The sequence below is a fragment of the Mesorhizobium sp. M1050 genome, from assembly GCF_040318715.1.
In the GTDB taxonomy this organism is placed as follows: domain Bacteria; phylum Pseudomonadota; class Alphaproteobacteria; order Rhizobiales; family Rhizobiaceae; genus Mesorhizobium.
In genome coordinates this window covers 44331-70372 of record NZ_JAMYMV010000021.1, presented here as the reverse complement: position 1 = coordinate 70372, position 26042 = coordinate 44331, and the positions used below count along the sequence as shown (strand labels likewise).

The window sequence follows — 26042 nt, the reverse complement described above, 5'->3', positions numbered from 1 at the left end:
CTGATCTGGTCGGAGCTAAGCGGCTCCGCTGACTCGCGCGGGGCTGCGGTATCCGGGTAAAAAAAAGTGTTACGCCCGAAAGCGGGTCCGGGTAGTCCAGCTCGGTGATCTTGGAACGGATGATCGTCTTGACGATGGTGACATAGCCATCCTCCAGCGCCGATCGTTTCAGGGGTTTGGCCGTAAGATCTGCATCGGCGGCCAGGATATCGCGCGCCGTGTCGTCCTTCGGCCTGTCCTTCTCTTTCGCTGGCCAATGCGTCAGGAGATGGACATAGGTCTGTTGGAGTCAGAGACCCTGGCGGAGAGGGAGGGATTCGAACCCCCGATGGGCTTGCACCCATGCCGCATTTCGAGTGCGGTGCATTCGACCACTCTGCCACCTCTCCGCGGTCATGGTCGGCCGTTGCCGGCGCGGCGCACTAGATAACGGCTGAACGGGGAGGTTACAAGGCCAAATCCGTGAGTAATTTGGCTTGCCGGACAAGCGGCGGATTAACACTGGCGTTTGGGGGCGAGCCCACACGGGTTCCCGGCATCCTCGCCTGCAGGCGATTGTGATGTGCGTGGTCCTGCGGGCACGGCACGGTCCGTGCCCGCCATTGACAGTCTCGGCAATGAGGCGGCTGTTTGCCTTGACTCGCACTCAACCTTCGGTTAGGGACAGCGCGCAATCGGCGTGGGGGGGTTCTTCCGCGCCGCTTGTTTTTTGAACCCGCAGACTGACAAAAAGACGGCTGAACCGCCAGAGGCGGTTCATCAAGGCCGACCGAACAGCGAAAGGCAAAAAATGTTCGCAGTCATTAAAACGGGTGGCAAGCAGTATCGCGTTGCCGCCAACGATCTCCTGAAGATCGAAAAAGTCGAAGCCGCGGTCGGCGATATGGTCGAGATCGGCCATGTTCTCGCGCATGGCGAGGGCGAAAATGTCACGTTCGGCGCGCCGTTCGTCGATGGCGCGGTGGTTACCGCCGAAGTCGTAGAGCAGGGCAAGAACCGCACCGTCATCGCCTTCAAGAAGCGCCGCCGGCAGAATTCGCGCCGCAAGATCGGCCATCGCCAGCTTCTGACCACCGTGCGGATCTCCGAGATCCTGCTGGGTGGCGCCAAGCCGACCAAGACTGCAGCGGTCAAGGCGCCGAAGAAGGAAGCCAAGGCAGAGGCAGCCACGGAAGCGAAGGCGGAAGCCGCGCCGAAGAAGGAGCCCAAGGCCAAGGCCGCCGAGACAAAGGCAGCCGAGACCGCGGCGGCACCGCTGTTCAAGGCGCCGAAGGGCGAGCCGGACGATCTGACCGTGATCAAGGGCATCGGCCCGGTCGCAGCCAAGGATCTCGCCGAGCAGGGCATCATCACCTTTGCCCAGCTCGCCAAGCTGACCGACAAGGATGTCGCCAAGATCGACGAGCACATGCCCTTCAGCGCCGACCAGATCAAGGACTGGCGCGAGCAGGCCAAGGAATTGGCGGCGAAGTGATTTTTCTGGCGATTAGCTCGCCGGATCGGACTTGAAACGGAACGCGAACGCGTTCATAACGCCTTTTAGGCGCCTTGCGGCGCAACGGAGTTAGTTAGATGGCACACAAGAAAGCTGGCGGCTCGTCGCGCAACGGTCGCGACTCGCATTCCAAGCGTCTGGGCGTGAAGAAGTTCGGCGGCGAAGCCGTCATCCCGGGCAACATCATCATTCGTCAACGCGGCACCACGTGGCATCCCGGCGTCAATGTCGGCATGGGTACTGACCACACGCTTTTTGCGCTCGAGACCGGCGCCGTGACGTTCAACAAAAAAGCCAACGGCCGAACCTACGTATCGGTCAACCCGATTACCAAAGCCGCGGAGTAGCCGGTTCCGCACTAGAACACCGGCGCCCATCTCGGGACCGGTGTCTGGCAAAGCCAGGAAAAGGATCAGGGGAGATGGGTTTCCATCTCCCTTTTTTCTTGTGCCTGGAGGACTTCAAATGGTTGCCGAAGCGGAAGACTCAGAAGACGAAAGTTATGCGATAGACTGCCCGGTGCTGGTCACCGAGCGACTGGTGATGCGGGCGCCGCACGAAGGCGACATCGCGCAGCTGGTCGAGCTTGCCGACAACCGTCATGTCGCCGAAATGCTGGCCCGCATGCCGCACCCCTATGGCGAGGCCGAGGCGCGCGCCTTCCTCGCCATGACCAAGTCGCGCCGGGCCGGCATCGCCTATGCCTTGACTCTGGCCGGCACCGACACGTTCGTCGGTTGCGCGGGGCTCAACACCACCGATCGTGGGCTGGAACTCGGCTACTGGATCGGCGAGCCCTACTGGAAGAAGGGCTATGCGACCGAAGCAGCGCATGCGCTGGTCGACCTCGCCTTCCAGAGGACGTCAATCCAGGTGCTGCATGCCTCGACGCGGGTGATCAATCCGGCATCGCGCCGCGTCATCCACAAGTGCGGCTTCCAGTATGCCGGCCAGGGCATGCTGAACTCGATTGTCGCCGGCCAGGTGCCGGTCGAGCGCTACAGGCTCGACAGGAAGACCTGGACCAGCCTCAGAAACTGGGTGCATTTTTGATGTGTGCCGATATTCAGGTGAGGCCGGCCTGCGAATGGCGGCTTCCTTCGCTTCCGGTGCTCGCGTACGAGAAGTACGCTCCGCTCCGGTTCTCAGAAGCCACTATTCTCGGCGCGGCCTGACCTGAATCTCGACACACATCGGGTACGGCGCGAGACCAATGGGAGGCAACTTGGGTCAGCCCAGTTCGACCCAGACCGGCAGGTGGTCCGAACCGATGGCCTTTCGATCGACCCACAGGCGCCGCAGGGATTTGGCAAGCGAAGCGCTGGTGAAGATGTAGTCGATGCGCTTGTGGCGGTTGGGGTCAGTGGGTTGTTTGGGGTCGACCCAGCTGACGAGATCGTCGGCGGCGGCGTTCAGGCGCAAGGCGGCATCGACGGCGAAATCGGCGGTCAGCGGCATGCCGAATTCGTGGTCCGGCCGGCCGGCGAGTTCGACATATTCGGGCGAGCCGGCCAGCATGTTGAAATCGCCCATGCCGACAAAGGCTTCGGGATGCGGCAATTCCGGCAGGCCGATCTCGGCGACGCCAGACAGCGCGCCGCCTTCGAGTGCATAGTTCAGCAGGCGCCGGCGCAGGAACTGGATCTGCCTGGCGCGTTCGACCGGGCTGCGGTGATCGAGATGGATGGAATAGAAGCGGATGAAACCCAGCGGTGTCTCGATCAGCGCTTCCAGCGCGCCACGCTGGAAGTTCATCATCTCGAAGCTGCGGCTGCGCGGCAAAAGCAGGTTGCGCGACAGATGAATTGGCGTCTTCGACAGCATCATATTGCCGAGCTGGAAGGTCTTGGTGATAGCGTGGCCATTCTCGATGTGGGAGCCGATGTTGGCTTCGAAATTGCTGCCATAGACGGCGAAGTAATCGGGCAGCGCCTCGCCGATCTCGACGACCATGTCGCGGCCGCCGTTCCTGGGGTTGTTGCGGGTCACCTCCTGCAGAGCGATCACATCGGCGCCGCGCACAGCGTCAGCGATGCGGCCGAGTTCGTACTGCCCGTCGAGACCGATGCCGTACTGGATGTTGTACGTTACAAGCTTCATTCCAACATCTCTCCGGCCGCCGGCCATTGTCATAAAACGGCCTCGCCCTTCGCCGCGCCTTCGTTTAGAGCAAGGCCCAAGGTTTAGAGCAATGCCGCAAAGCCACTATTAGAAACTGCGAAATCCCATGAAATTTCTCGATCAAGCCAAAGTCTACATACGCTCCGGTGACGGCGGCGCCGGTTCGGTGTCGTTCCGGCGCGAAAAATTCATCGAGTTCGGCGGGCCGGACGGCGGCGACGGCGGCCGTGGCGGCGATGTCTGGGTGGAGGCGGTCGACGGGCTGAACACGCTGATCGACTATCGCTACCAGCAGCATTTCAAGGCCAAGACCGGCGTCCATGGCATGGGCCGCAACATGACCGGCGCCAAGGGTGCCGACATCACGCTGAAAGTGCCGGCCGGAACGCAGGTGTTCGAGGAAGATAACGAGACGCTGATCTGCGACCTGACCGTGGTCGGCCAGCGCTTTCTGCTTGCCAAGGGCGGCAATGGCGGTTTCGGCAACCAGCATTTCAAGACCTCGACCAACCAGGCACCGCGCCGCGCCAATCCCGGCCTGCCGGGCGAAGAGCTCAACATCTGGCTGCGGCTGAAGCTGATCGCCGATGCCGGGCTGGTCGGGCTGCCGAATGCCGGCAAGTCGACATTCCTCGCTGCCGTCACCGCGGCCAAGCCGAAGATCGCCGACTATCCATTCACGACGCTGCATCCCGGCCTCGGCGTTGCCCGCATCGATGCGCGCGAGTTCGTCATCGCCGACATTCCGGGCCTCATCGAAGGCGCGCATGAGGGCGTCGGAATCGGCGACCGCTTCCTCGGCCATGTCGAGCGCACACGCGTGCTGCTGCATCTGGTCTCGGCCCAGGAGGAAGATCCCGGCAAGGCCTACAAGACCGTGCGCGCCGAGCTCGAGGCCTATGGCCATGGCCTGGCAGACAAGGTCGAGATCGTCGCGCTTTCCCAGGTCGACACGCTCGACGCCGAGGCACGCAAGAAGAAGCTGGCTTCGCTGAAGCGCGCCGCCGGCCGCGCGCCGATGCTGTTGTCGGCGGTTACCGGCGAAGGCGTCGAGGCGGTGCTGCGGGCGCTGATGTCGGTGGTGGCCGAGGCGCGTGAGCGGATCGCCGCGCCGGTCGAGACGCGCTGGGACAAATAGGCCATGCAGTCGCTGAAAAAATATCGGCGCATCACCGTCAAGATCGGCTCGGCGCTGCTCGTCGACCGCTCGACGGGCCTGAAGCGCGACTGGCTGGCCTCGCTCGCCGACGATATTGCCTTGCTGGCCCAGGGCGGCGCAGAAATCCTCGTCGTTTCCTCCGGCGCCATCGCACTTGGCCGCACCATCCTTGGCCTCGGCAAACGTGCCCTGAAGCTCGAGGAAAGCCAGGCCGCGGCAGCGGTGGGGCAGATCGCTCTGGCCGGCGCCTGGTCGGATGCGCTTGGCAAGGGCAATCTGAAATCGGGCCAGATCCTGCTGACGCTCGGCGACACCGAGGAACGCCGCCGTTATCTCAATGCGCGGGCGACGATCTCGACGCTGCTCAAGATGAAGGCGGTGCCGGTCATCAACGAGAACGACACGGTGGCCACCTCCGAAATCCGCTACGGCGACAATGACCGGCTGGCGGCTCGCGTCGCCACCATGATGGGCGCCGATCTTTTGGTGCTGCTTTCCGACATTGACGGGCTTTACACGGCGCCGCCGGCACGCGATCCCCATGCAAAGTTCATTCCGGTGGTCGATCGGATCACATCGGACATCGAAGCGATGGCGGGGGCTGCTGCTTCAGAGCTGTCGCGCGGCGGCATGCGGACGAAGCTCGATGCCGGCAAGATCGCCACCGCCGCCGGCACCGCGATGATCATCACGTCCGGCACGCGGCTGTCGCCGCTGATGGCGATCGAGCGGGGCGAGCGCGCCACCTTCTTCCGGCCGAGCAGCAACCCGGTCAAGGGCTACAAGACCTGGATCGCCGGCCAACTCGAACCGGCCGGCCGGCTGACGGTCGATGCCGGCGCCATTGGCGCGCTTCTGTCAGGCAAGTCGCTGCTGCCGGCCGGCGTCAAGCTGGTCAGCGGCAATTTCTCGCGCGGCGACACGGTGGCGATCCTGTCTCCCGAAGGCCGCGAGATCGCGCGCGGGCTGGTTGCCTATGATGCCGCCGATGCCGTAAGGATCGCTGGCCTGAAGACGGCCGAGATCGAAACCGTGCTCGGCTACGAGGCACGTTCGGCGATGATCCACCGCGACGACCTTGTGGTGAGTCATTCTGGTGCCCAAGTAGGGGCTAGCGACCAAGTACTGGCCGGTGGCGATGTAAGCGGAGGATGAGCCATGCTGAAACTGCATGAAAAATCCGGGGATGACACCGTCGCACTGATGGCCGATATCGGCCGCCGCGCCCGCGCTGCCGCCCGACCGCTGGCCATTGCCACGACCGCCGCCAAGAATGCTGCGCTCCTCGCCATGGCGGAAGCGATCATTGCTCGTCAGCAGGATATCCTCGAGGCCAACGCCATCGACGTCTCGAATGGTCGGGAATCCGGGCTTTCCGGATCCTTCATGGACCGCTTGAAGCTCGATCCGGCGCGCATTCTAGCCATGGCAGAAGGCATGAGGGAGATCGCTGCTCTGCGCGATCCGGTCGGCGACGTGGTCGCGCAATGGGACCGGCCGAACGGCCTGCATATCGAGCGCGTGCGCACGCCGCTCGGCGTCATCGGCGTCATCTACGAGAGCCGGCCGAACGTCACGGCGGATGCCGGTGCGCTGTGTCTCAAGGCCGGCAATCCGGTGATTCTGCGCGGCGGCTCGGATTCGCTCAATTCTTCGGCCGCCATCCATGCTTGCCTGGTCGAAGGGCTGAGGAAAGCCGGCCTGCCGGAAGACGCCATCCAACTGGTGCCGACCACGGACCGCGCTGCGGTCGGCGAGATGCTGAAGGGGCTGGACGGTACGCTCGACGTCATCATCCCGCGCGGCGGCAAAAGCCTTGTCGGGCGGGTGCAGAGCGAGGCCCGGGTGCCGGTCTTTGCCCATCTCGAAGGCATCTGCCATCTCTACATCGACCGCTCGGCCAAGCTCGATATGGCGGTGCGGATCGCCGTCAACGCCAAGATGCGGCGTACCGGCGTTTGCGGCGCCGCCGAGACGCTGCTGATCGACCGCGCGGTTGCCTCCACGCATCTGGTGCCGATCCTCGACGCACTTCGTACGGCCGGCTGCGAAATCCATGCCGATGCCGAAGTGCTGAAGATATTCTCCGATGCCAAGCCTGCCACTGACCTCGACTGGGTGACCGAATATCTCGACGCCATCATCGCGGTGAAGCTGGTCGACGGTGTCGGTGGTGCGGTCGAACACATCGAGACGTTCTCCTCACATCACACCGAGGCGATCGTCGCCGAGGATGCGCAAGCGGTCGAGCGGTTCTTCAACGAGATCGATTCGGCGATCCTGCTGCACAACGCCTCGACGCAGTTCGCCGACGGCGGCGAGTTCGGCATGGGCGCCGAGATCGGTATCGCCACCGGCAAGATGCACGCGCGCGGACCGGTCGGCGTCGAGCAGCTGACCTCGTTCAAATACCGCGTGCGCGGATCCGGACAGGTGAGGCCGTGACGTCTTTCGCCCGAAGGGCCTGAAGCTTGCGCCCAGCCACCCCCCTCTGTCCTGCCGGACATCTCCCCCGCAAGGGGGGAGATTGGCCGACATTTCTGATTTCGCCAATCTTCAACGCTGCAAGGTTTACACCTTCGCCGAAACTGCTGATCTCCCCCCTTGCGGGGGAGATGTCCGACAGGACAGAGGGGGGTGTCTAGCGCAATGCTATCTCCTTCCCCACCCGCAATCCCCTCCCACTATCTCAAAATGCCGCATGCCGAAAAAGGGCTGGCCGTCGGCCTGTTCGGCGGCTCGTTCAATCCGCCGCATGCGGGCCACGCGCTGGTCGCCGAGATTGCGCTCCGGCGCCTGGCGCTCGACCAACTCTGGTGGATGGTGACGCCCGGCAACCCGCTGAAGAGCACGGGCGAGCTGGCGCCGCTCAGCGAACGGCTGCAACTGTCGGAGCAGATCGCCAAGAACCCCAAGATCAAGGTCACCGCTTTCGAGGCGGCGCATCATGTGCGCTACACCGCCGACGCGCTGGCGCTGGTCAAGGCGCGCAATCCCGGCGTCGACTTCGTCTGGATCATGGGTGCGGATAGTTTGCGCGATTTCCATCGCTGGCAGCGCTGGCGCGAGATCGTCATGACCTTCCCGATCGCCGTCGTCGACCGCCCGGGCGCGACGTTGTCGTTCCTGTCGTCTGTCGTCGCCAAGACCTTCGACTACGCCCGCGTCGACGAAGGGGATGCGCCGAGGCTTGCCCGCATGAAGGCGCCGGCCTGGACCTTCATTCACGGCCCGCGTTCGTCGCTGTCGTCGAGCGCGATCCGCAAGCTGGCGAAGGGGTGAGTCGCTCACCCCGTCATGTCGCTCTTATCGCTCCCTTTGCCCGTTTCATGGGCAATCCTGAGCAGGCGGCCGATCATTGCCGGCGGGCCTCCGGCGCCGGCGCTTCCGGTGGCGGCCGCGGGATCGATATGCCTTCCGAGTCGAATTGCTGCTTGGCACGCTTGGTGAGGTCGGTCTGGGTGGCGAAGAAATCCGCCGAAGATGTCCAGTAGCGCAAGGCGATCGACACGGTGCTGTCGCCCAATGTCGCGACGAAAGCGATCGGTGCCGGGTCACGTTTCACCCGCCGGTCGGCGGCGGCAATGGCGAGCAAAGTCTTCTGGGCGCGGTCGATGTCGTTCCAGGAGCCGATCGAGAGTGTGATATCGCTGCGGCGAACTCCATTGCGGGTGAAGTTGCGCACCGGCTGATTCCAGAGCGTCGAATTGGGTGCCAGGATATAGACCCCTTCGGCGGTCCTGAGCTTGGTCGCGAACAGGCCGATCTCCTCGATTGTGCCGGCAATCGAACCGACCTCGACGGATTCGCCGATGCGGAACGGCCGCAGCGCCAGAAGCATGATGCCGGCGGCGATGTTCTGCAGCGTGCCTTGCAACGCCAGGCCGATGGCCAGGCCGATGGCGCCGATGGCGGCGATGATCGACGCCGTCTGCACGCCGAATTGGCCAAGCACCATGATGGTGACGAGGATCAGGATGGCATAGCGGACGATCTTGGAGAAGAAATGGCGCAGCGTTTGGTCGAAGCCATGGATATGGCCGAGGCCGGTGAAGATCGAACGTTCGGCAAGCCCAGCGATGATGTAGCCGACAACCAAAAGGATGACGGCGCCGATGGCCGAGAATGAGTATGAAACGATCAGCGTGCTCAGTTGCGCGAGGCCGGCCCGGACGGCGGCAAGTGTGTTTTGCGGGTCGATCGGCATGTTGAAAATCCGGTTGGTCGGTCAGCCGATAACCCGTGCGGGAAGCGAGGGTTCCGATCTTTTCCGGCGTGCGGCGGAACCACAGGACCGAGAATACGTTCGTGCCAGGCAGGTCGCGTCTTGAAACTGTAAGGGAACTCTGCCTATCTAAGTGGCGTCACCTGCTTTTAAGGGTGATTTGGTTGTTCTTGCTGCGAAAGGAAATACACTGAGAACAGCACTGCGGAAGAAGGCCGATATCATGCCTTCGCCGGCCAGGATCAGCGTAGACGACGCCGTGTCCCGTGCCATCAAGACAGTCCTTGCCAGTCTGGAAGACTCCAAGGCCGAAAACATTGTCTCCATCGACATCCAGGGAAAATCGAGTCTGGGCGACTACATGGTCGTCGCTTCGGGCCGATCGCACCGTCATGTCTCGGCTGTCGCCGATCATCTTCTCAAAGCGCTCAAGGATGCCGGACTCGGCATGGCGCGCGTCGAGGGTTTGGCAGGTGCCGACTGGGTCCTGATCGATTCGGGCGACATCATCGTTCATGTCTTCCGCCCCGAGGTCCGCGAATTCTACAATCTTGAAAAGATGTGGCAGGCGCCGGATCTCGAGGAAGAGACCCTCCACTAAGCCGTCTTTGTTTTGATGCATGTCATCGCATGCATCAGCGGCTTATAGGGGCAAGGATGAAGATATCAGTTCATGCCGTGGGCCGGATGAAAGCCGGCCCCGAGAAGCTGCTCGCCGACCGCTATTTCGAGCGCTTCGCCAAGAGCGGCCCGGCGGTGGGACTTGAATTCGCCGGCATTGCCGAGATCGCCGAAGGTCGCGGTCAGACCGCCAACGAGCGGCGGCGCGAGGAAGGCCAGAAGCTGCAGACGCAGTTGCAACCCGGCACCGCACTGATCCTGCTCGACGAACGCGGCAAGAGCTTTTCCTCGGAAGATTTCGCCGGCCGCATCGGCCTGCTGCGTGACGGTGGCCGCAAGGCGCTGATCATCGCCATCGGCGGCGCCGACGGCCACGACCAGTCGCTGCGCGATCAGGCCGAATTGGTGATGTCGTTCGGATTGCTGACCTGGCCGCATCAATTGGTGCGGGTGATGCTGGGAGAGCAGCTATATCGGGTGGCAACCATCCTTTCGGGACATCCGTATCATCGCTCGTAAACCGGTGGATTGGCGCGACTCACCCGGATTTCCGCCCCAATGCCGTGCAAGACTGGCTTTTGGTATTATGCATTTCGCATTCCGGGATCTGACCACTTTGGGCGGCATGCATTCCGAAACGGACCCTTTCAAACATGGTTGATGGTTCGTTAACGAAGCCGCAGATAGAGTCGACACCGAATGTCTGAAGGCTGGAAATCGAGAACGGGCTCATGGCGCGCGCGTTGCGGCATCGCTGCGGCGGCGCTTGTCCTGTCGCTGCATGCGGGACGGGCCGAGAACACGCTCGACATGGCTCCCGATCCGGACCAGAGCCGCGCCGAATACGAACGGGTATCGAAGGAGATCACGCTGTCGTCGGAACGATTGGCCAAGCTCTCCGCCGACATCGCGACCATCAAGAAGGATCACGCTTCGATCACTGCAGCCCTGATCCAGTCGGCGATGACCGAGCAGAAGCTCGGCCAGGACATAGAGGACATAGGCGCAAGGCTGGAAGGGCTGAAGGATCAGGAACAGAAGATCCGCGTCTCGCTTGCGTCTCGGCGTGACGTGCTGGCCGAAGTGCTGGGCGCGCTGCAGCGCATGGGGCTGAACCCACCGCCGGCGATCCTGGTCAAGCCGGAGGACGCGCTGTCGTCGGTGCGCAGCGCCATCCTGCTTGGCGCCGTGGTGCCGGAACTGCGTCAGCAGACCGATGGCCTGTTGGCCGATCTCAAGGAGCAGACCAAGGTCACGGCGTCGATCGAGGCGGAGCGAGCGCGGCTGACGGCGGCGGTCGGCGACCAGGTGGCGGAAAAGAAGCGACTTGGCATGCTGCTGGAAGCCAAGCAGAAGCTCGAAGCCGACACACAAACGCAAATGGCGGCTGAAAAGCAGCGATCCGAGGCGCTGGCGGCCAAGGCCGGCAGCTTGAAGGAATTGATCGCGTCGCTCGAAGCGCAGGCCGACAAGACCCGCAAGGCTGCCGATGCGGCAAAGGCCGCCGAGCAGAAGACGGCGGACGCCGACAAGACGTCAACGCCGGCGGAACTGGCGTCGCTGCCGGTGCCGGAAGGTAACCGGCTTGCCGCCGCGGCGCCTTTTTCAGCGTTGCAGGGACAGATCGCGCTGCCGGTGACCGGCCGTATCCAAAGGCGATTCGGCACCGATGACGGTAACGGCGCGATGATGCTTGGCGACATGGTTGCGACACAATCGGGAGCCATCGTTACCGCGCCGGCGGATGGAAATGTGCTTTATGCGGGGCCGTTTCGCTCTTATGGTCAACTCTTGATCCTTAACGCAGGCGACGGCTATCATGTCGTTTTGGCGGGGATGAGCAGAATCAGCGTCGCGACCGGTCAATCAGTGCTCGCAGGAGAGCCGGTCGGCGCGATGGGAGAGGCCAGGGTGGCGAGCACCTCGGTTTCGAAGAATGGAAATGCCACGCCGGAGCTCTATGTCGAGTTTCGCAAGGATGGAAAACCCGTCGATCCGGCCCCATGGTGGGCGGACCGTTTATCTGGAAGGACGTGAATAATGCGGAAACTGTCGCTTCTGTTTGCCGGTGCGCTGATGGGCGCGTCCGCGATGAGCCTTGTTTATGGTACGCCCGGCTCGGCGGCGAACGCTGCAGGGTCGGAGACCTACAAGCAATTGGCGATCTTCGGCGACATCTTCGAGCGGGTGCGGGCACAGTATGTCACGCCGCCCGACGATAAGTCGCTGGTCGAGAACGCCATCAACGGCATGCTCGCCTCGCTTGACCCGCACTCCTCCTACATGAACGCCGAGCAGGCGCAGGATATGCGCGTCCAGACCAAGGGCGAGTTCGGCGGCCTCGGCATCGAGGTCACCATGGAGAACGATCTGGTCAAGGTGATCACGCCGATCGACGACACACCGGCCGCCAAGGCAGGTGTGCTGGCCGGCGACTATATTGCCAAGATCGACGGCGAAGAGGTTCGCGGTCTGACCCTCAACGACGCAGTCGACAAGATGCGTGGCCTGGTCAACACGCCGATCAAGCTCACCATCCTGCGTCAGGGCGCCGACAAGCCGATCGAACTGACGGTCGTGCGCGACATCATCAAGGTCAAGGCGGTCAAGTTCCGGGTCGAAAACGACATCGGCTACATGAAGATCACCTCCTTCACCGAAAAGACGTATGACGACCTCGAGAACGCCATCGACACGATCAAGAAGCAGGTGCCGGACAACAAGCTCAAGGGTTACGTTCTCGATCTCCGCCTCAATCCGGGTGGTCTGCTCGACCAGGCGGTGAGCGTATCCGATGCTTTCCTCAACCGTGGCGAGATCGTCTCGACGCGCGGTCGCGATCCCAAGGACGTCACCCGCTTCGACGCTAAGCCCAAGCAGGTCGACGACATCAACGGCAAGCCGATGATCGTCCTGGTCAATGGCGGTTCGGCAAGCGCGTCGGAAATCGTCGCTGGTGCTTTGCAGGACCTGCGCCGTGTCACGGTGGTCGGCACGCAGTCCTTCGGCAAGGGTTCGGTGCAGACGATCATTCCGCTCGGCGAGAATGGCGCACTCAGGCTGACGACGGCGCTCTATTACACGCCGTCCGGCAAATCGATCCAGGGCAAGGGCATCACGCCCGACATCAAGGTCGATCAGCCGCTGCCGCCGGAACTGCAGGGCAGGGACCTGACGCGCGGCGAATCCGACCTCAAGGGCCATATCAAGGGCGCCGACGAGAGCAAGACCGGTTCGGGCTCGGCGGCCTATGTGCCGCCGGATCCGAAGGACGATCTGCAGCTCATCTATGCCGAGCAGCTGCTGCGCGGCCAGAAGACCGATCCGTCCTTCCCGCCCAATCCGCAGAAGGCCGTTCTCAACCAGTAAGCGGTGCTGCCGACAACAGGTCTGGCTGCCCGATGGAAGCAATGCGATGCTGCCGGGACCGAAAGGTTCCGGCAGTTTGATTCGGGGGCAAGGCAAAGCCCCAACACGGCGACAGGGGTGCGCCAGGATTATGAATTCGCGCATGTCTTTTCGAAACTGTTTCGTCTTCGAAGCCATGCGCCCGGGGATTAGGCTTGGCTGACATAGGCAAGGACATCGAACGCCCGCTCGGACAGGCTGCCCGGTCGCCGCGCGCCGCCGGCAAGGTCGGCGGCGGCACGATCCTGGCGGCCTTGGCCGCGCTGGCTGTGGTCGGCGTCTCCGGCGCGATCGCGCTCAGGGAAAAGCCGTTTCGAAAGCCGCAAGAAGTTGCCGTTTCGACGCCGAAAGTAGCAGCGGTGGCCGAACCCGCTGCCGTGCCGGCCGCACTGGCCCCGGTGGCGACGCCAAAGCCGGACACGCCGGCAAAGACAGGCGGGCCGCAGATCATCCATGTTCAGACGGAAGAGGGCGAAGGCCCGCCCAAGGCGGCGATCGTCATTCACGACCCGTCGACCATCGGCCAGAACCTGAAGATCGCACATATTCCCGACAAGGCGCTGATCGAAGCCAGCGAAACCGGGCCTTTGCCTGCGCGCGCCACCGATGGCCGGCGACCGTTCGATGTCTATGCGCGGCCCTGGTCGGGCGGGCGCGGCGCGCGGGTGGCGATCGTCATCGGCGGGCTCGCGGTTTCGCAGACAGGCACCCAGGCGGCCATCGCCAAGCTGCCGGCGGAAGTCACGCTGGCCTTCGCGCCGCAAGGCAACAGCATCGGCCGCTGGATGCAGGCGGCCCGGCAAAGCGGCCACGAGATCGTCATGCAGGTGCCGCTCGAACCGTTCGACTATCCCAACATCAATCCCGGCCGCAACACGCTGACGGTGGCGGCAAGCGCAGACGAGAATTTGAAGAACCTGCACTGGGCGCTGTCGCGGACGACCAACTACACCGGCGTCATGAACTATATGGGCGCGCGCTTCTCCGCCGATGCGGCGGCGATGGAGCCGTTCATGACCGAACTCGGCAAACGCGGCCTCGCCTATATCGATGACGGTTCGTCGGTGCGCAGCCTGGCACCGGACCTGGCTCTCAAGGATGGCGTACCCTTCGTCTCCGGCGACATGGCGATCGATGCAGTGCAGGATCGCGGCGAAATTCTGAAGAAACTGGACAGTCTCGAAGCGACCGCGCGGGCCAAAGGCACTGCCGTCGGCATCGGCTCGGCCTTCGACCTGACGGTCGACACCGTGTCGTCCTGGGTCATCGAGGCCAAGAAGCGCGGCATCGAGATCGTGCCGATTTCAGCGGTGGCGATTGACCCGCAAAAAGGCTAGCGACGTCCTGCGTGGACCGAAAGACTGATTGATGGCAAAGACAGAAAGGATCGACCGCGAAACGCTGCCGTATCGTCCCTGCGTCGGGCTGATGATTCTCAATGCCGAAGGCCTGGTCTGGGTCGGGCACCGCATTGCGGAATCGGATAGCGAATTTGCCGGCACGACGCAGCTTTGGCAGATGCCGCAAGGCGGCATCGACAAGGGCGAGGAGCCGTTGCAGGCGGCCGAGCGCGAGCTCTATGAAGAGACCGGCATGCGCAGCGTTTCGCTGCTGGCCGAGGCGCCGGACTGGATCAACTATGATTTGCCGACCCATCTCGTCGGCATCGCCTTCAAGGGCCGATATCGCGGGCAGACGCAGAAATGGTTCGCCTTCCGCTTCCACGGCGATATCAGCGAGATCCAGATAAACCCACCACCGGGTGGCCATACCGCCGAATTCGACAAATGGGCATGGCGGCCGATGCGGGATCTGCCCGACCTGATCGTGCCGTTCAAGCGCCATGTCTATGAGGACGTGGTGGCGGCGTTCCGGCATCTGGTGCAAGAGTAGGGAGCTGGTTTGAATGCCATGAACGACGCCCGCCAAAGGTCGCTGCCCCAAGAGGTCACCGCCATAAGCGAAGTGGCGGCCGGGGCTGTCCTCACCATCGATCTCGTCGCGATCCGTGAAAACTACCGGCGGCTGAAAGCGCGTTTGGGCGATGTTGGCTGTGCCGGTGTGCTTAAGGCTGACGGTTACGGCGTAGGTGCGAGCCAGGTCGCGGCGGCGCTGCTGCGCGAAGGCTGCGACACCTTCTTCGTCGCGCTTCTGGGGGAAGGCGTCGCCTTGCGCCGCTCAATTGGGCCGGGCCCTGCGATTTTCGTGCTGAACGGCATTCCGCCCGGAGCCGAGGCTGATGCAGTGGCGGCAGAGCTTAGCGCCGTCGTCAACAGCGTGGGGCAATTGGCGGCCTGGCGTGCGGCGGCTCGCCGCGCCGGCCGAAAACTTGCGGCCGCGATCCAGGTTGACAGCGGCATGTCGCGGCTCGGCATGGCGCCCGGGGATGTGGAGCACGTTGCCGCCGATCCGCATGCCTTCGACGGCATCGACATCCGTTTCGTGATGAGCCATCTGGCCTGCGCCGACGAGCCGGAGCAGCCGGCCAATGAGCGACAGCGGCTGGCATTCGAGCGGCTGCGCGCACTGTTGCCGAAGGCGCCGGCCTCGCTCGCCAATTCGTCCGGCATCTTCTTGGGACAACGCTTCCACTACGATCTCGCGCGCCCTGGCGCCGCGCTCTACGGCATCAATCCGACACCGGGCAGGCCGAACCCAATGCTGCCCGTGGTGCGGCTGGAGGCCAAGGTCGTCCAGACACGCCTGCTGGAGGCCGGCGTCGGTATCGGCTACGGCCACATGTTCCAAACGACGGCTCCGCTTGCTGCCGCGACGATCTCGCTGGGCTATGCCGATGGCTGGCACCGGCGCGCTGCGTCCGCGGCCTGGTTCGATGGCGCGCGCCTGCCCTTCCTCGGGCGGGTATCGATGGATTCGATCGTTCTCGACATCTCCGCTCTGCCGTCCGGCAGGCTACGCGAGGGTGATCTCGTCGAACTGCTCGGTCCCTCGCAAAGCGTCGACGACGCTGCCGGCCATGCCGGCACCATCGGCTACGAGATACTGACCAGCCTCGGCCCGCGCTTTCATCGGCGATACCTCAATAGCTAACGCTTGGCGTGTAGCCTCTTGGCGGGCGTCACAGAATCCGGCAGACAGAAGATGGCACCGGTTTGGGCGTCGCCGTGGAGTGTTGTACGATGAAGATCATGGTGCTGGGCGGTGGCGTCATCGGGGTAACCACTGCGTATTATCTCGCCGAAGCCGGCCACGAGGTGACGGTTCTCGATCGTCAGAAAGGCCCCGCGCTGGAAACCAGCTTTGCAAATGCCGGTGAGATATCGCCCGGCTACGCCTCGCCCTGGGCCGGACCCGGCGTTCCGCTGAAAGCGATCAAATGGCTGCTGATGAAGCATGGCCCGCTGGTGGTGCGGCCGGCCTTCGATCCGCATATGTGGACCTGGCTGATCAAGATGCTGCGCAACTGCACCGCCGAACGATACGCGATCAATAAGGCACGCATGGTGCCGCTGGCCGAATACAGCCGCGACACGCTGAAGGCGCTGCGCGAAGCGACCGGCATCGCCTATGACGAGCGGACCCAGGGCACGCTGCAGCTGTTTCGCACGCAAAAACAGCTCGATGGCACCGGCGGCGATGTCGAGGTGCTGAAGAAGTATGGCGTGCCTTACGAGATCCTCGACCAGGATGGCTGCATCGCGGCCGAGCCTGGCCTGGCCGGGGTGCGCGAAAAGCTCGTCGGCGGCCTCAGGCTGCCGCATGACGAGACCGGCGACTGCAAGATGTTCACCGACAGGCTGGCCGAGCTTTGCGTGGCGCGCGGCGTCAAGTTCGAATATGACGTGACGATCTGGCGTGTCATCCGCAGCCGAAACCGCATCGCCAATCTCAGCACGAGCAAGGGCTGGAAATCCGCCGACGCCTATGTGATGGCGCTGGGCAGTTATTCGGCAGGGTTCATGCGCCGGGTGAAACGGCCGATCCCGGTCTATCCCGTCAAGGGCTATTCCATCACCGTGCCGATCAAGGATGCCGCCGCGGCACCGGTGTCGACGGTGATGGACGAGACCTACAAGGTGGCGATCACCCGCCTCGGCAACCGCATTCGGGTTGGCGGTACGGCGGAGATTTCGGGCTTCGACCTCAGGCTGCATGAATCGCGGCGCCGCACTCTGGAGCACTCGGTCGGCGATCTCTTTCCGGGCGCCGGCGCGATGCGGGACGCGACCTTCTGGTGCGGGCTGCGGCCGATGACGCCGGACGGTCCGCCGTTGATCGGCCGCACCGAGTTGTCCAATCTCTATCTCAACACCGGCCACGGCACGCTCGGCTGGACCATGGCCTGCGGCTCGGGCAAGGTGCTGGCCGACATCATCTCGAGTCGGGTGCCGGACATCGATGTCCGCGACCTCGCGCAGGAGCGTTATCTGCGATAGAAGATCAACGACTCCGGACCCAGTCTTCGCCAAATGGACGCAATTCGCAGACAAGGTTGGGCGTGTGGTGAATTCGTTCATGCTCGACCCGCCCTAGATGGCGGATTTGCTTTGTCGGTTTTGCGAAATCAGGTGAACAGGCTTCTCTCCCGCTCCACTGCCTTGGTGATGAAGCTGGCAACGATCTGGACGCGGCGCAGCGGCCTGACCGATTCGTGATAGACCAGCCAGTAGGCGCGACGGATGGGTGCGACCGCATCGACCGGCACCAATTCCGGCATCGAGCGGGCGACGAAGGTGTGCAGGATGCCGATGCCGGCGCCCGACCGCACCGCCTCGGCTTGGCCAAGTGCGGAGGAAATGGCGAAGCTGGTGCGCCAGTCGGCGCTGAACTCGGCCGCGTAGTCGAGCGAGGGGCTGACGATGAGGTCCGGCACATAGCCGATGAGGGTGTGTTGGCCGAGTTCGGCGGCGGTTTTGGGCAAACCATGCACTTGCACATAATCGCGCGAGGCAAACAGCCCGAGCGAATAGTCGACCAGCTTCCCCGCCACCAGCCGGCCTTCGGTCGGCCGCTCGACGGTGATCGCGATATCGGCTTCGCGGCGCGACAGCGAGAAGGAACGCGGCACCGGCACAAGCTGGATCGTCAGTTCGCGGTGCAGGGCGGTCAGCGCACCGAGGCGCTTGGCCAGGAAGGCAACGCCAAAGCCGTCCGGCGCGCCGATGCGCACCGTGCCGGAAACGTCGTCGCCTTCGCCGGCAACCGTCGAGCGCGCGGCGATCATGTCGCCTTCCATACGCTCGGCAATGTCTAGAAAGCGCTCGCCGGCCGGCGTCAACTCGCTGCCGGTGGTCAAGCGGCGAAATAGTTTTGTCCGCAACGCATCCTCGAGCGCGGCGATGCGGCGCGAGACTGTGGCGTGATTGAGCTCCAGCCGTTTGGCCGCGCCAAGGATCTGGCCGGCGCGCGCCACGGCCAGGAAGATGCGGACGTCATCCCAGTTCATGGCGATGGTCCAGATGACAGTTGCCGACGCTGCGCTCTGTGGCGAAGGAACTCAATCTCTTAATCCGTACAGCAGCAATTGCATCCCGCCATTTGCGGGAATTGATGCTCGCCCGTCAATCGCTATCTATTTCCCGCACAACGGTTGCGTACTCCCTCGCGTTGCCATCGCCGCTGCAAAGGCGGACAATGGGCCATCACAAACAAAGGGAGAGAGATCATGATCGACTACGGTCATTTCATCGGCGGCAAGCATGTCGCCGGGACCAGCGGCCGCAAGCAGGATGTGATGCAGCCGATGGACGGCTCCGTGCGCGGCACAGTGGCATTGGCTTCGCAGGCGGAATTGCGCGCGGCTGTCGAGAATGCCAAGGCTGCACAGCCGAAATGGGCAGCGACCAACCCGCAGCGCCGCGTGCGCGTGCTGATGAAGTTCCTCGAACTCGTTGCCCGCGACTATGACGAACTGGCCGACATCCTGGCGCGCGAGCACGGCAAGACGATCGCCGACGCCAAGGGCGACATCCAACGCGGCCTCGAAGTGGTCGAGGTCTGCATCGGCGCGCCGCACATGATGAAGGGCGAATTCACTGACGGTGCCGGTCCCGGCATCGACGTCTATTCGATGCGCCAGCCGCTCGGCGTCGTCGCCGGCATCACGCCGTTCAACTTCCCGGCAATGATCCCGTTGTGGAAGATCGCGCCGGCCATCGCCTGCGGCAACGCTTTCATCCTGAAGCCGTCGGAGCGGGACCCGGGCGTGCCGATGCGCATCGCCGAGCTGTTCCTCGAAGCCGGCCTGCCTGCGGGCATCCTCAACGTCGTCAATGGCGACAAGGATGTCGTCGACGCCATCCTCGACGATCCCGATATCAAGGCCATCGGCTTTGTCGGCTCGACGCCGATCGCCCATTACATCTACTCGCGCGGCACCGCCGCCGGCAAGCGCGTGCAGTGCTTCGGCGGCGCCAAGAACCACATGATCATCATGCCCGATGCTGACATGGACCAGACCGTGGATGCGCTGATCGGCGCCGGCTATGGCTCGGCCGGCGAACGCTGCATGGCGATATCGGTGGCCGTACCTGTAGGCAACGACACCGCCAACCGGCTGATGGAAAGGCTCATTCCGCGCGTAGAGAGCCTGAAAGTCGGTCCTTCGACCGACTCTTCCGCAGATTTCGGCCCGCTGGTAACGGCGCAGGCACTGGAACGCGTCAAGGGCTATGTCGACACCGGTGTCAAGGAAGGCGCCAAGCTGGTCGTCGACGGCCGCGGCTTCTCCATGCAGGGCTATGAAGACGGCTACTATATGGGTGGCTGCCTTTTCGACAACGTCACATCGGACATGCGCATCTACAAGGAAGAGATCTTTGGGCCGGTGCTGTCGGTGGTGCGCGCGCCGACCTATGAGAGCGCTATCAAGCTCGCTAATGACCACGAGATGGGCAATGGCGTCGCCATCTTCACCCGCGACGGTGACGCGGCGCGCGATTTTGCCTCGCGGGTCCAGGTCGGCATGGTCGGCATCAACGTGCCGATCCCGGTGCCGATCGCCTACTACACGTTCGGCGGCTGGAAGGCATCTTCCTTCGGCGACCTCAACCAGCACGGGCCGGACGCGTTCCGCTTCTACACCAAGACCAAGACAGTGACCTCGCGCTGGCCGTCAGGCATCAAGGATGGTGCCGAATTCGTCATCCCGACCATGAACTAGCCGGACGATCTTCCGCTTGTGCGCCCTCGCCTAAGCGCGGGGGCGCGGCATATCCGGCATCGAAGGCCCGGCCGAGGCGGCCGGGTCTTTCTGCATTCTGGCCGCGGCCTTGTCCGCAAAATCGCTAATGTGATGGAACCAAGCGGGCGCCATCCGCCTTAGCTTGTATTCCTGCGTAGGTTGCAGGCCAATCAACAGCGCCGGTGGCAGCCGGGGTGCCCGTCTGGCGCGAGGAGGTGTCAGATGACACGAAGTCTTGTGGCGACGATGATCTTGGCGTCGCTTGCGATACCAGCCGTTGCCCCGCACGCTAGTGCTGCTGGACAATGCGCATCGCGAGTTGATCTGATCAAGGCGCTCGGCGAGAAGTTCCACGAAGTCGAAGCAGGACGCGGCCTCATCAATCCTAGCGTGGTTCTCGAGATTTTTGTTTCCGAGCAAGGCAGCTGGACAGTTCTGGCGTCCGATACAAAGGGCCAGAGCTGCATCCTGTCCATAGGCGAAGGCTGGGACAGCCCAACGATCACCGCCAATTTGCCGGGCACCTAAGCCAACCGGGCGGTTCGATTGTTTTACCGTGTCGCCGCGGCCTCGGCATGACCGCGCAGCAGCGCCATCAGCCGTTTGGCATCCTCGGCCGCGGCCTCTTCGTCACCGTCGAGGATCGAGCGGATCAGTGCGACATGATGTTCAGCGGATTCAGCAAGACCGGTGTCGGCCTTGTAGCGGAACCAGAAACGGCGGCTGTGGGTCTGCAAGGGTGCGGCCAGGCGGGCAGCGAACGGGTTATCGGCGGCCAGCGCCAGCGCATCGTCGAGCGCCTTGTCGGCCTGGATGAAGGCAAGCACGTTGCCCGCGATCACTGCCTTTTGCATGGCGAGGGCTGCCTCGTGAAACAGATCGGCAGCTTCGCGGCTGACAAAGCGGGCGGCCGAGCGGGCCAGGACCACCTCGACGCCGCGGCGCGCATCGAGCACGCGCAGCCAGTCGCCGGGATGTAGTGGAGCGATCGCGATGCCGGCGCGCGGGCGCACGTCGAGCAATCCTTCCCAGGCCAGCCGCTGGATCGCCTCGCGCACCGGCGTGCGGCCGAGCCCGAGCCTTTCGATCAGGGTGCCCTCGGTGACGAAGCTTGCGGGGGCCAGCTCGAGCGTGACGATCATATGCTCGAGTGTATGATAGGCCTTGGCAGCCGCCGGCTCGGTTGTGGTGCTCGCTTCCATGGACAGGCCGCCTCCTGATATATCTAGAATATATCATAGCGAAATCCGTATTGACAGGCGGTTTCCTGACAGATATATGGCTGATATATCAGATGGAGACATAATCATGTGGACCGGAGTTTTCCCCGCCGTCACGACCAAATTCACCACGGATGATCGTCTCGATCATGCCGAGATGGAGCGCTGCTTCAACCTGCAGATGGAGGCCGGCTGCGACGGCATCATCGTCTGCGGATCGCTCGGCGAAGGACCGATGCTGTCGCCTGACGAAAAGATCGAGGTGCTGAAGACCGCGCAGAAAGTTGCGGGCAAGAAGCCGGTGTTGCTGACCGTCAACGAGGCTGGAACCCGCGAGGCCGCCAGCATAGCCAGGCGTGCCGCGAAAGAAGGCGCCAACGGGCTTATGGTGGTGCCGAGCCCGATCTACCACACGAATGCAGAAGAGACCGTCGCCGCACTTCGTGCCGTAGCCGAGGCCGGCGACCTGCCGGTCATGATCTACTCCAACCGGCTTGCCTATCGGGTCGATGTCACTGTCGACCAAATGGAGGAGCTGGCGTCGGACAAGCGCTTCGTCGCCATCAAGGAGTCCTCCGACGATATCCGCCGCTCTACCGAGATCATCAATCGCCTGGGCACTCGCTACGACCTGTTTACCGGGGTCGACAATCTGGCCTTCGAGGCGTTGTCGGTCGGCGCCATCGGCTGGGTGGCCGGACTGGTCACCGCGTTCCCCCGCGAGACAGTCGCCATCTACCAATTGATGAAGCAGGGCCGCCGCGAAGAGGCACTCGCCATCTACCGCTGGTTCCGGCCGCTGCTCGATCTCGACGTATCGACCTATCTGGTGCAGAACATCAAGCTTGCCGAAGTGTTCGCGATCAACAGCAATGATCGCGTGCGCATGCCGCGACAGCCGCTGTCGGGCGAGCGCCGCAAGGCAGTCGAGAAGATCGTCAAGGACGCACTGGCGGTTCGGCCGACACTGCCGCAGTTCTGAGGCTTTCTTCTCCCGAACAGCCCTGCCGTCCACGGGGCAAAGATGGCGGCAGCCAGATGAAGGGCAGCACCTACGTGCAAGGAAATTCCAAGTCGCCGGAAACGGGGCGCCTACCCTCATCCGCCCTTCGGGCACCTTCGCCCTTTGAACAGGGAGAAGCGGAAGACGTCGCCATCGTCGGTGGCGGCATCATCGGTGTCTGCGCCGCCGCGGCTCTGGCCGAGGCGGGACGCAAGGTCACGATCTTCGATCGGACCGGCATTTGCGAGGAGACGAGCTCCGGCAACGCCGCTGCCTTCGCCTTCTCCGACGTACTGCCGCTGGCGCATAAGGGCATGATGCGGCAGCTGCCGAAATGGCTGGCCGATCCGCTCGGCCCGCTCAGCATTCCGCCCGCCTATCTGCCGAAACTTCTGCCTTGGCTGATCCGCTTCTGGCGTGCCGGTGCGCCGGGGAAATACGAGGCGAGCCTTGCCGCTCAGGCAGGCATGATGAAGCTCGCCGAAGCGGAATGGATGGGCCTGCTCGATCGCTCCGGCACGCGAGGGATGCTGCGCGAGGATGGTTCGCTCGAACTCTACGAAAGCGAGGCCGAGTTTCAGGCAGGGTTGCCCGGCTGGGCGACGCGCGAGCGCTTCGGCATCGGCTTTAGCCATGTCGGGCGGGAGGAACTCGCCGCCTTGCAACCGGGGCTTTCACCGCGCTTCGTCAAGGGCACTTTCGTGCCGGGATGGAAGACGGTCGCCGACCCGAAACTGCTCGGAAAAGCGGTGTGGGCCCATGCACAAACCAAGGGCGCTCGCTTTGAGATCGCTCGGATCGAGCGCGTTGCGACCAATCCGGAAGGTGCCGCGCTGACATTGGCCGACGGCACGACCAGGCAAGCCAGGCATCTTGTCATCGCCGCCGGCGCCTGGTCGCATCTGCTGGCGAGGCAACTCGGCGATCGCATTCCGCTTGAAACCGAGCGCGGCTACAACACGACGCTGCCGACGAGCGCCTTCGACGTGAAGCGGATGCTGATCTTTTCCGGACATGGCTTCGTCATCACGCCGCTCGAAACGGGGCTGCGCGTCGGCGGTGCCGTCGAACTCGGCGGCATCGAGCGACCGCCCAATTACAACAGGTCGAAGGCGCTGCTGCAGAAGGCGCAGAAATTTCTGCCGGGGCTCGATCCCTCAGGCGGGCGCGAATGGATGGGATTCCGTCCCTCGCTGCCGGATTCAGTGCCCGTCATCGGTCATGCATCCGGAAACCGGTCGGTGGTTTATGCTTTCGGCCACGGCCATCTCGGCTTGACCCAGGCAGCAGCCACCGGACGGTTGATCCGGGAACTCGTCCTGGGGCAGACTCCGCCGATCGATCTGGCCCCCTTCAGTCCACATCGGTTTTGATTTTCGTGGGTTTTGATTTTTCGAGGAGCGTGATGGCCAAGAAATCTTTCTTCTGCATAGACGCCCATACCTGCGGCAACCCGGTGCGGCTGGTCGCCGGTGGCGGCCCGCTGCTGCAGGGCTCGACGATGATGGAACGGCGAGCGCATTTTCTGGCCGAGTATGACTGGATCCGCACCGGGCTGATGTTCGAGCCGCGTGGCCATGACGTGATGTCCGGCTCGATCCTCTATCCGCCGACGCGCGAGGATTGCGACATCGCAATCCTGTTCATCGAGACCTCCGGCTGCCTGCCGATGTGCGGCCACGGCACCATCGGCACGGTAACGATGGCAATCGAGCACGGGCTGATCAAGCCGAGGACGCCGGGGGTGCTTCGACTCGAAACGCCGGCCGGCCTGGTCATCGCCGAATACAAGCAGGTCGGCGACTATGTCGAGGAGGTGCGCATCACCAATGTGCCGTCTTTCCTCTATGCGGAAGGGCTGACGGTCGAATGCCCGCAGCTCGGCGAAATCGCCGTCGATGTAGCCTATGGCGGCAACTTCTACGCCATCGTCGAGCCGCAGAAGAACTATCGCGACATGGCCGACCATTCGGCCGGCGACTTCATCGCCTGGAGCCCGGTGGTGCGGCAGCGGCTCAATGAGAAATATTCCTTCGTGCATCCCGAGAACCCTGGCATCAACCGGCTGTCGCATATGCTGTGGACCGGCGCGCCGACCAACCCCGAGGCCGACGCCCGCAACGCCGTGTTCTACGGCGACAAGGCGATCGACCGCTCACCCTGCGGCACCGGCACCTCGGCGCGCATGGCGCAGCTTCATGCAAAGGGCAAACTCAAGGCCGGCGACAGCTTCGTTCATGAATCGATCATCGGTTCGCTGTTCAAGGGCAAGGTCGAAAAGGACGTCACCGTCGCGGGCAAACCGGCCATTGTTCCCTCGATCGGTGGCTGGGCGCGAATGACCGGATTGAACACCATTTTCATCGACGATCGCGATCCGTTCGCGCATGGTTTTGTGGTCAAGTGAAGGGGAACGTGACCCAACGGAAAGGAGCGGAACGAAAAACGGACTATGTCAGTAACGCAACGATTCTTCTCATCACCTAATTTTGACGGCGATTTCTTCGAAACGAGGCGCATGATGCGGTCGAATCGTCAAAGACATTGCGTTATGCCAATGGTAGGGTCCGCGATAGTCCAGGGGTCGGATACGGAAAAACGGGCAATCAGACGGCGTGTCGGCAAAACACGCACGACGATTGAAAAATGACGTTGCAATCCGGGCTCGAAACTTTACGACTAGGGGAAATACGAAAAGGAATGCGTCTGCATGGGCGACATTCCAGGGGAGCCACGTACACATGCAGTACTTTGTCCAGCAGCTTATCAACGGGCTGACGCTGGGATCGATCTATGGGCTGATCGCGATCGGCTACACGATGGTCTACGGCATCATCGGCATGATCAACTTCGCTCATGGCGACATTTTCATGGTGGGTGCCTTCACGGCCCTGATCGTCTTCCTCGCTCTAGGCGCGCTGTTCTATTCGGTGCCCGTGGTGCTGGCGCTGCTGCTCATGATGATCGTGGCGATGCTGCTCACCAGCCTCTACAATTGGACGATCGAGAAGGTTGCCTACCGGCCATTGCGCGGCTCGTTCCGGCTGGCGCCGCTGATCACCGCGATCGGCATGTCGATCGCGCTGTCGAACTTCGTCCAAGTGACACAGGGGCCGCGCAACAAGCCGATCCCGCCGATGGTCAGTCAAGTCTACAACATCGGCGGCATCAGCGTGTCGCTGAAGCAGATCATCATCGTCATCGTCACGGCGCTGCTGCTGGTGCTGTTCTGGTACCTGGTCAACAGGACTTCGCTCGGCCGAGCGCAACGCGCCTGCGAGCAGGACCGCAAGATGGCGGCGCTGCTCGGCATCGATGTCGACCGCACTATCTCGATCACCTTCATCATGGGTGCGGCGCTTGCCGCCGTCGCCGGGACCTTGTTCCTGATGTATTACGGTGTCATCGCCTTCTCGGACGGCTTCACGCCCGGCGTGAAAGCCTTTACCGCAGCGGTGCTGGGCGGCATCGGTTCGCTGCCGGGCGCGGTGCTCGGCGGGCTGATGATCGGCTTCATCGAGAGCATGTGGTCGGCCTATTTCTCGATCGACTACAAGGACGTCGCGGCGTTCTCGATCCTGGCGATCGTGCTGATCTTCCTGCCTTCCGGCATACTGGGCCGGCCAGAAGTCGAAAAGGTCTGAGA

General features: G+C 63.1%; 25 protein-coding genes and 1 tRNA gene. 21 read left to right on the top strand and 5 right to left on the bottom strand.

Annotated elements, in window-relative coordinates; genetic code table 11:
* Window positions 1-299 precede the first annotated feature (299 nt).
* Window positions 300-389 (bottom strand) — tRNA-Ser (locus NKH57_RS14470).
* A 401-nt stretch (window positions 390-790) separates the two neighbouring features.
* On the opposite strand from NKH57_RS14470, the gene NKH57_RS14465 reads away from it, so the two are divergent.
* From NKH57_RS14465 to NKH57_RS14455, 3 genes are all read left to right on the top strand, one after another.
* Window positions 791-1474 (top strand): 50S ribosomal protein L21, encoded by a 684-nt coding sequence (locus NKH57_RS14465; RefSeq protein ID WP_352733806.1) that lies wholly within the window; start codon window positions 791-793, stop codon window positions 1472-1474.
* A gap of 98 nt (window positions 1475-1572) precedes the next feature.
* Window positions 1573-1842, top strand: a complete 270-nt coding sequence (gene rpmA / locus NKH57_RS14460; protein WP_015315190.1) for a 50S ribosomal protein L27 — start codon at window positions 1573-1575, stop codon at window positions 1840-1842.
* Window positions 1843-1960: 118 nt separating this feature from the next.
* Window positions 1961-2548, top strand: coding sequence for a GNAT family N-acetyltransferase (locus NKH57_RS14455; protein ID WP_023758577.1), 588 nt, complete (start codon window positions 1961-1963; stop codon window positions 2546-2548).
* Between the two features lie 177 nt (window positions 2549-2725).
* On the opposite strand, the gene NKH57_RS14450 is transcribed toward NKH57_RS14455, so the two are convergent.
* Window positions 2726-3595, bottom strand: a complete 870-nt coding sequence (locus tag NKH57_RS14450) for an endonuclease/exonuclease/phosphatase family protein (protein ID WP_352944985.1) — start codon at window positions 3593-3595, stop codon at window positions 2726-2728.
* Window positions 3596-3722: 127 nt separating this feature from the next.
* Between NKH57_RS14450 and obgE the strand changes: the two genes are divergently transcribed.
* The 4 genes from obgE (at window position 3723) to NKH57_RS14430 (ending at window position 8057) form a co-directional block, all read left to right on the top strand.
* The gene (obgE, locus tag NKH57_RS14445; protein ID WP_352944983.1) at window positions 3723-4754 is read left to right on the top strand and encodes a GTPase ObgE; all 1032 of its coding nucleotides are present in this window, start codon (window positions 3723-3725) and stop codon (window positions 4752-4754) included.
* Between the two features lie 3 nt (window positions 4755-4757).
* A complete protein-coding gene (proB, locus tag NKH57_RS14440; protein WP_352944981.1) occupies window positions 4758-5930 on the top strand; it encodes a glutamate 5-kinase in 1173 nt (390 codons plus the stop codon).
* A 3-nt stretch (window positions 5931-5933) separates the two neighbouring features.
* Complete coding sequence (locus NKH57_RS14435; RefSeq protein WP_352944979.1) at window positions 5934-7220, top strand: glutamate-5-semialdehyde dehydrogenase; 1287 nt, start codon at window positions 5934-5936, stop codon at window positions 7218-7220.
* A gap of 204 nt (window positions 7221-7424) precedes the next feature.
* Window positions 7425-8057, top strand: coding sequence for a nicotinate-nucleotide adenylyltransferase (locus NKH57_RS14430; RefSeq protein ID WP_352944977.1), 633 nt, complete (start codon window positions 7425-7427; stop codon window positions 8055-8057).
* A 73-nt stretch (window positions 8058-8130) separates the two neighbouring features.
* Here NKH57_RS14430 and NKH57_RS14425 read toward each other — a convergent pair whose 3' ends face one another.
* Window positions 8131-8982, bottom strand: a complete 852-nt coding sequence (locus tag NKH57_RS14425; protein ID WP_352944975.1) for a mechanosensitive ion channel family protein — start codon at window positions 8980-8982, stop codon at window positions 8131-8133.
* Between the two features lie 241 nt (window positions 8983-9223).
* On the opposite strand from NKH57_RS14425, the gene rsfS reads away from it, so the two are divergent.
* From rsfS to NKH57_RS14385, 8 genes are all read left to right on the top strand, one after another.
* Window positions 9224-9601 carry a ribosome silencing factor gene (rsfS, locus tag NKH57_RS14420; RefSeq protein WP_023758584.1) on the top strand — a complete coding sequence of 126 codons (378 nt, stop codon included), beginning with the start codon at window positions 9224-9226 and terminating at the stop codon, window positions 9599-9601.
* 56 nt (window positions 9602-9657) lie between these two features.
* Window positions 9658-10140: a 23S rRNA (pseudouridine(1915)-N(3))-methyltransferase RlmH gene (rlmH, locus tag NKH57_RS14415; protein ID WP_352944973.1), complete on the top strand. Its 483-nt coding sequence runs from the start codon at window positions 9658-9660 to the stop codon at window positions 10138-10140.
* Window positions 10141-10320: 180 nt separating this feature from the next.
* On the top strand, window positions 10321-11658 hold the full coding sequence (locus NKH57_RS14410; RefSeq protein ID WP_352944971.1) for a murein hydrolase activator EnvC family protein: 1338 nt from the start codon (window positions 10321-10323) through the stop codon (window positions 11656-11658).
* A complete protein-coding gene (locus NKH57_RS14405; RefSeq protein ID WP_023758587.1) occupies window positions 11659-12990 on the top strand; it encodes a S41 family peptidase in 1332 nt (443 codons plus the stop codon).
* Window positions 12991-13184: 194 nt separating this feature from the next.
* Window positions 13185-14366, top strand: coding sequence for a divergent polysaccharide deacetylase family protein (locus tag NKH57_RS14400; protein ID WP_352944969.1), 1182 nt, complete (start codon window positions 13185-13187; stop codon window positions 14364-14366).
* Between the two features lie 31 nt (window positions 14367-14397).
* Window positions 14398-14922, top strand: a complete 525-nt coding sequence (locus NKH57_RS14395; protein WP_352944967.1) for an RNA pyrophosphohydrolase — start codon at window positions 14398-14400, stop codon at window positions 14920-14922.
* Between the two features lie 18 nt (window positions 14923-14940).
* A complete protein-coding gene (gene alr, locus NKH57_RS14390) occupies window positions 14941-16080 on the top strand; it encodes an alanine racemase (protein WP_352944965.1) in 1140 nt (379 codons plus the stop codon).
* Between the two features lie 89 nt (window positions 16081-16169).
* Complete coding sequence (locus tag NKH57_RS14385) at window positions 16170-17426, top strand: D-amino acid dehydrogenase (RefSeq protein ID WP_352944963.1); 1257 nt, start codon at window positions 16170-16172, stop codon at window positions 17424-17426.
* 128 nt (window positions 17427-17554) lie between these two features.
* Here NKH57_RS14385 and NKH57_RS14380 read toward each other — a convergent pair whose 3' ends face one another.
* Window positions 17555-18436 carry a LysR family transcriptional regulator gene (locus NKH57_RS14380; protein ID WP_352734256.1) on the bottom strand — a complete coding sequence of 294 codons (882 nt, stop codon included), beginning with the start codon at window positions 18434-18436 and terminating at the stop codon, window positions 17555-17557.
* Between the two features lie 219 nt (window positions 18437-18655).
* Between NKH57_RS14380 and NKH57_RS14375 the strand changes: the two genes are divergently transcribed.
* Together NKH57_RS14375 and NKH57_RS14370 are read left to right on the top strand one after the other, a co-directional pair.
* Complete coding sequence (locus NKH57_RS14375) at window positions 18656-20152, top strand: CoA-acylating methylmalonate-semialdehyde dehydrogenase (protein WP_352605524.1); 1497 nt, start codon at window positions 18656-18658, stop codon at window positions 20150-20152.
* 243 nt (window positions 20153-20395) lie between these two features.
* Complete coding sequence (locus tag NKH57_RS14370; RefSeq protein ID WP_023758594.1) at window positions 20396-20701, top strand: hypothetical protein; 306 nt, start codon at window positions 20396-20398, stop codon at window positions 20699-20701.
* Between the two features lie 23 nt (window positions 20702-20724).
* On the opposite strand, the gene NKH57_RS14365 is transcribed toward NKH57_RS14370, so the two are convergent.
* Window positions 20725-21375: a GntR family transcriptional regulator gene (locus NKH57_RS14365; RefSeq protein ID WP_031259971.1), complete on the bottom strand. Its 651-nt coding sequence runs from the start codon at window positions 21373-21375 to the stop codon at window positions 20725-20727.
* A 106-nt stretch (window positions 21376-21481) separates the two neighbouring features.
* On the opposite strand from NKH57_RS14365, the gene NKH57_RS14360 reads away from it, so the two are divergent.
* The 4 genes from NKH57_RS14360 (at window position 21482) to NKH57_RS14345 (ending at window position 26040) form a co-directional block, all read left to right on the top strand.
* Window positions 21482-22375, top strand: coding sequence for a dihydrodipicolinate synthase family protein (locus tag NKH57_RS14360; RefSeq protein ID WP_023758596.1), 894 nt, complete (start codon window positions 21482-21484; stop codon window positions 22373-22375).
* A gap of 56 nt (window positions 22376-22431) precedes the next feature.
* Window positions 22432-23769 (top strand): NAD(P)/FAD-dependent oxidoreductase, encoded by a 1338-nt coding sequence (locus NKH57_RS14355; protein WP_352944959.1) that lies wholly within the window; start codon window positions 22432-22434, stop codon window positions 23767-23769.
* Window positions 23770-23801: 32 nt separating this feature from the next.
* Window positions 23802-24803 (top strand): 4-hydroxyproline epimerase, encoded by a 1002-nt coding sequence (locus tag NKH57_RS14350; RefSeq protein ID WP_352944957.1) that lies wholly within the window; start codon window positions 23802-23804, stop codon window positions 24801-24803.
* Between the two features lie 334 nt (window positions 24804-25137).
* Complete coding sequence (locus NKH57_RS14345; RefSeq protein WP_023758599.1) at window positions 25138-26040, top strand: branched-chain amino acid ABC transporter permease; 903 nt, start codon at window positions 25138-25140, stop codon at window positions 26038-26040.
* The last annotated feature ends 2 nt before the right edge of the window (window positions 26041-26042 follow it).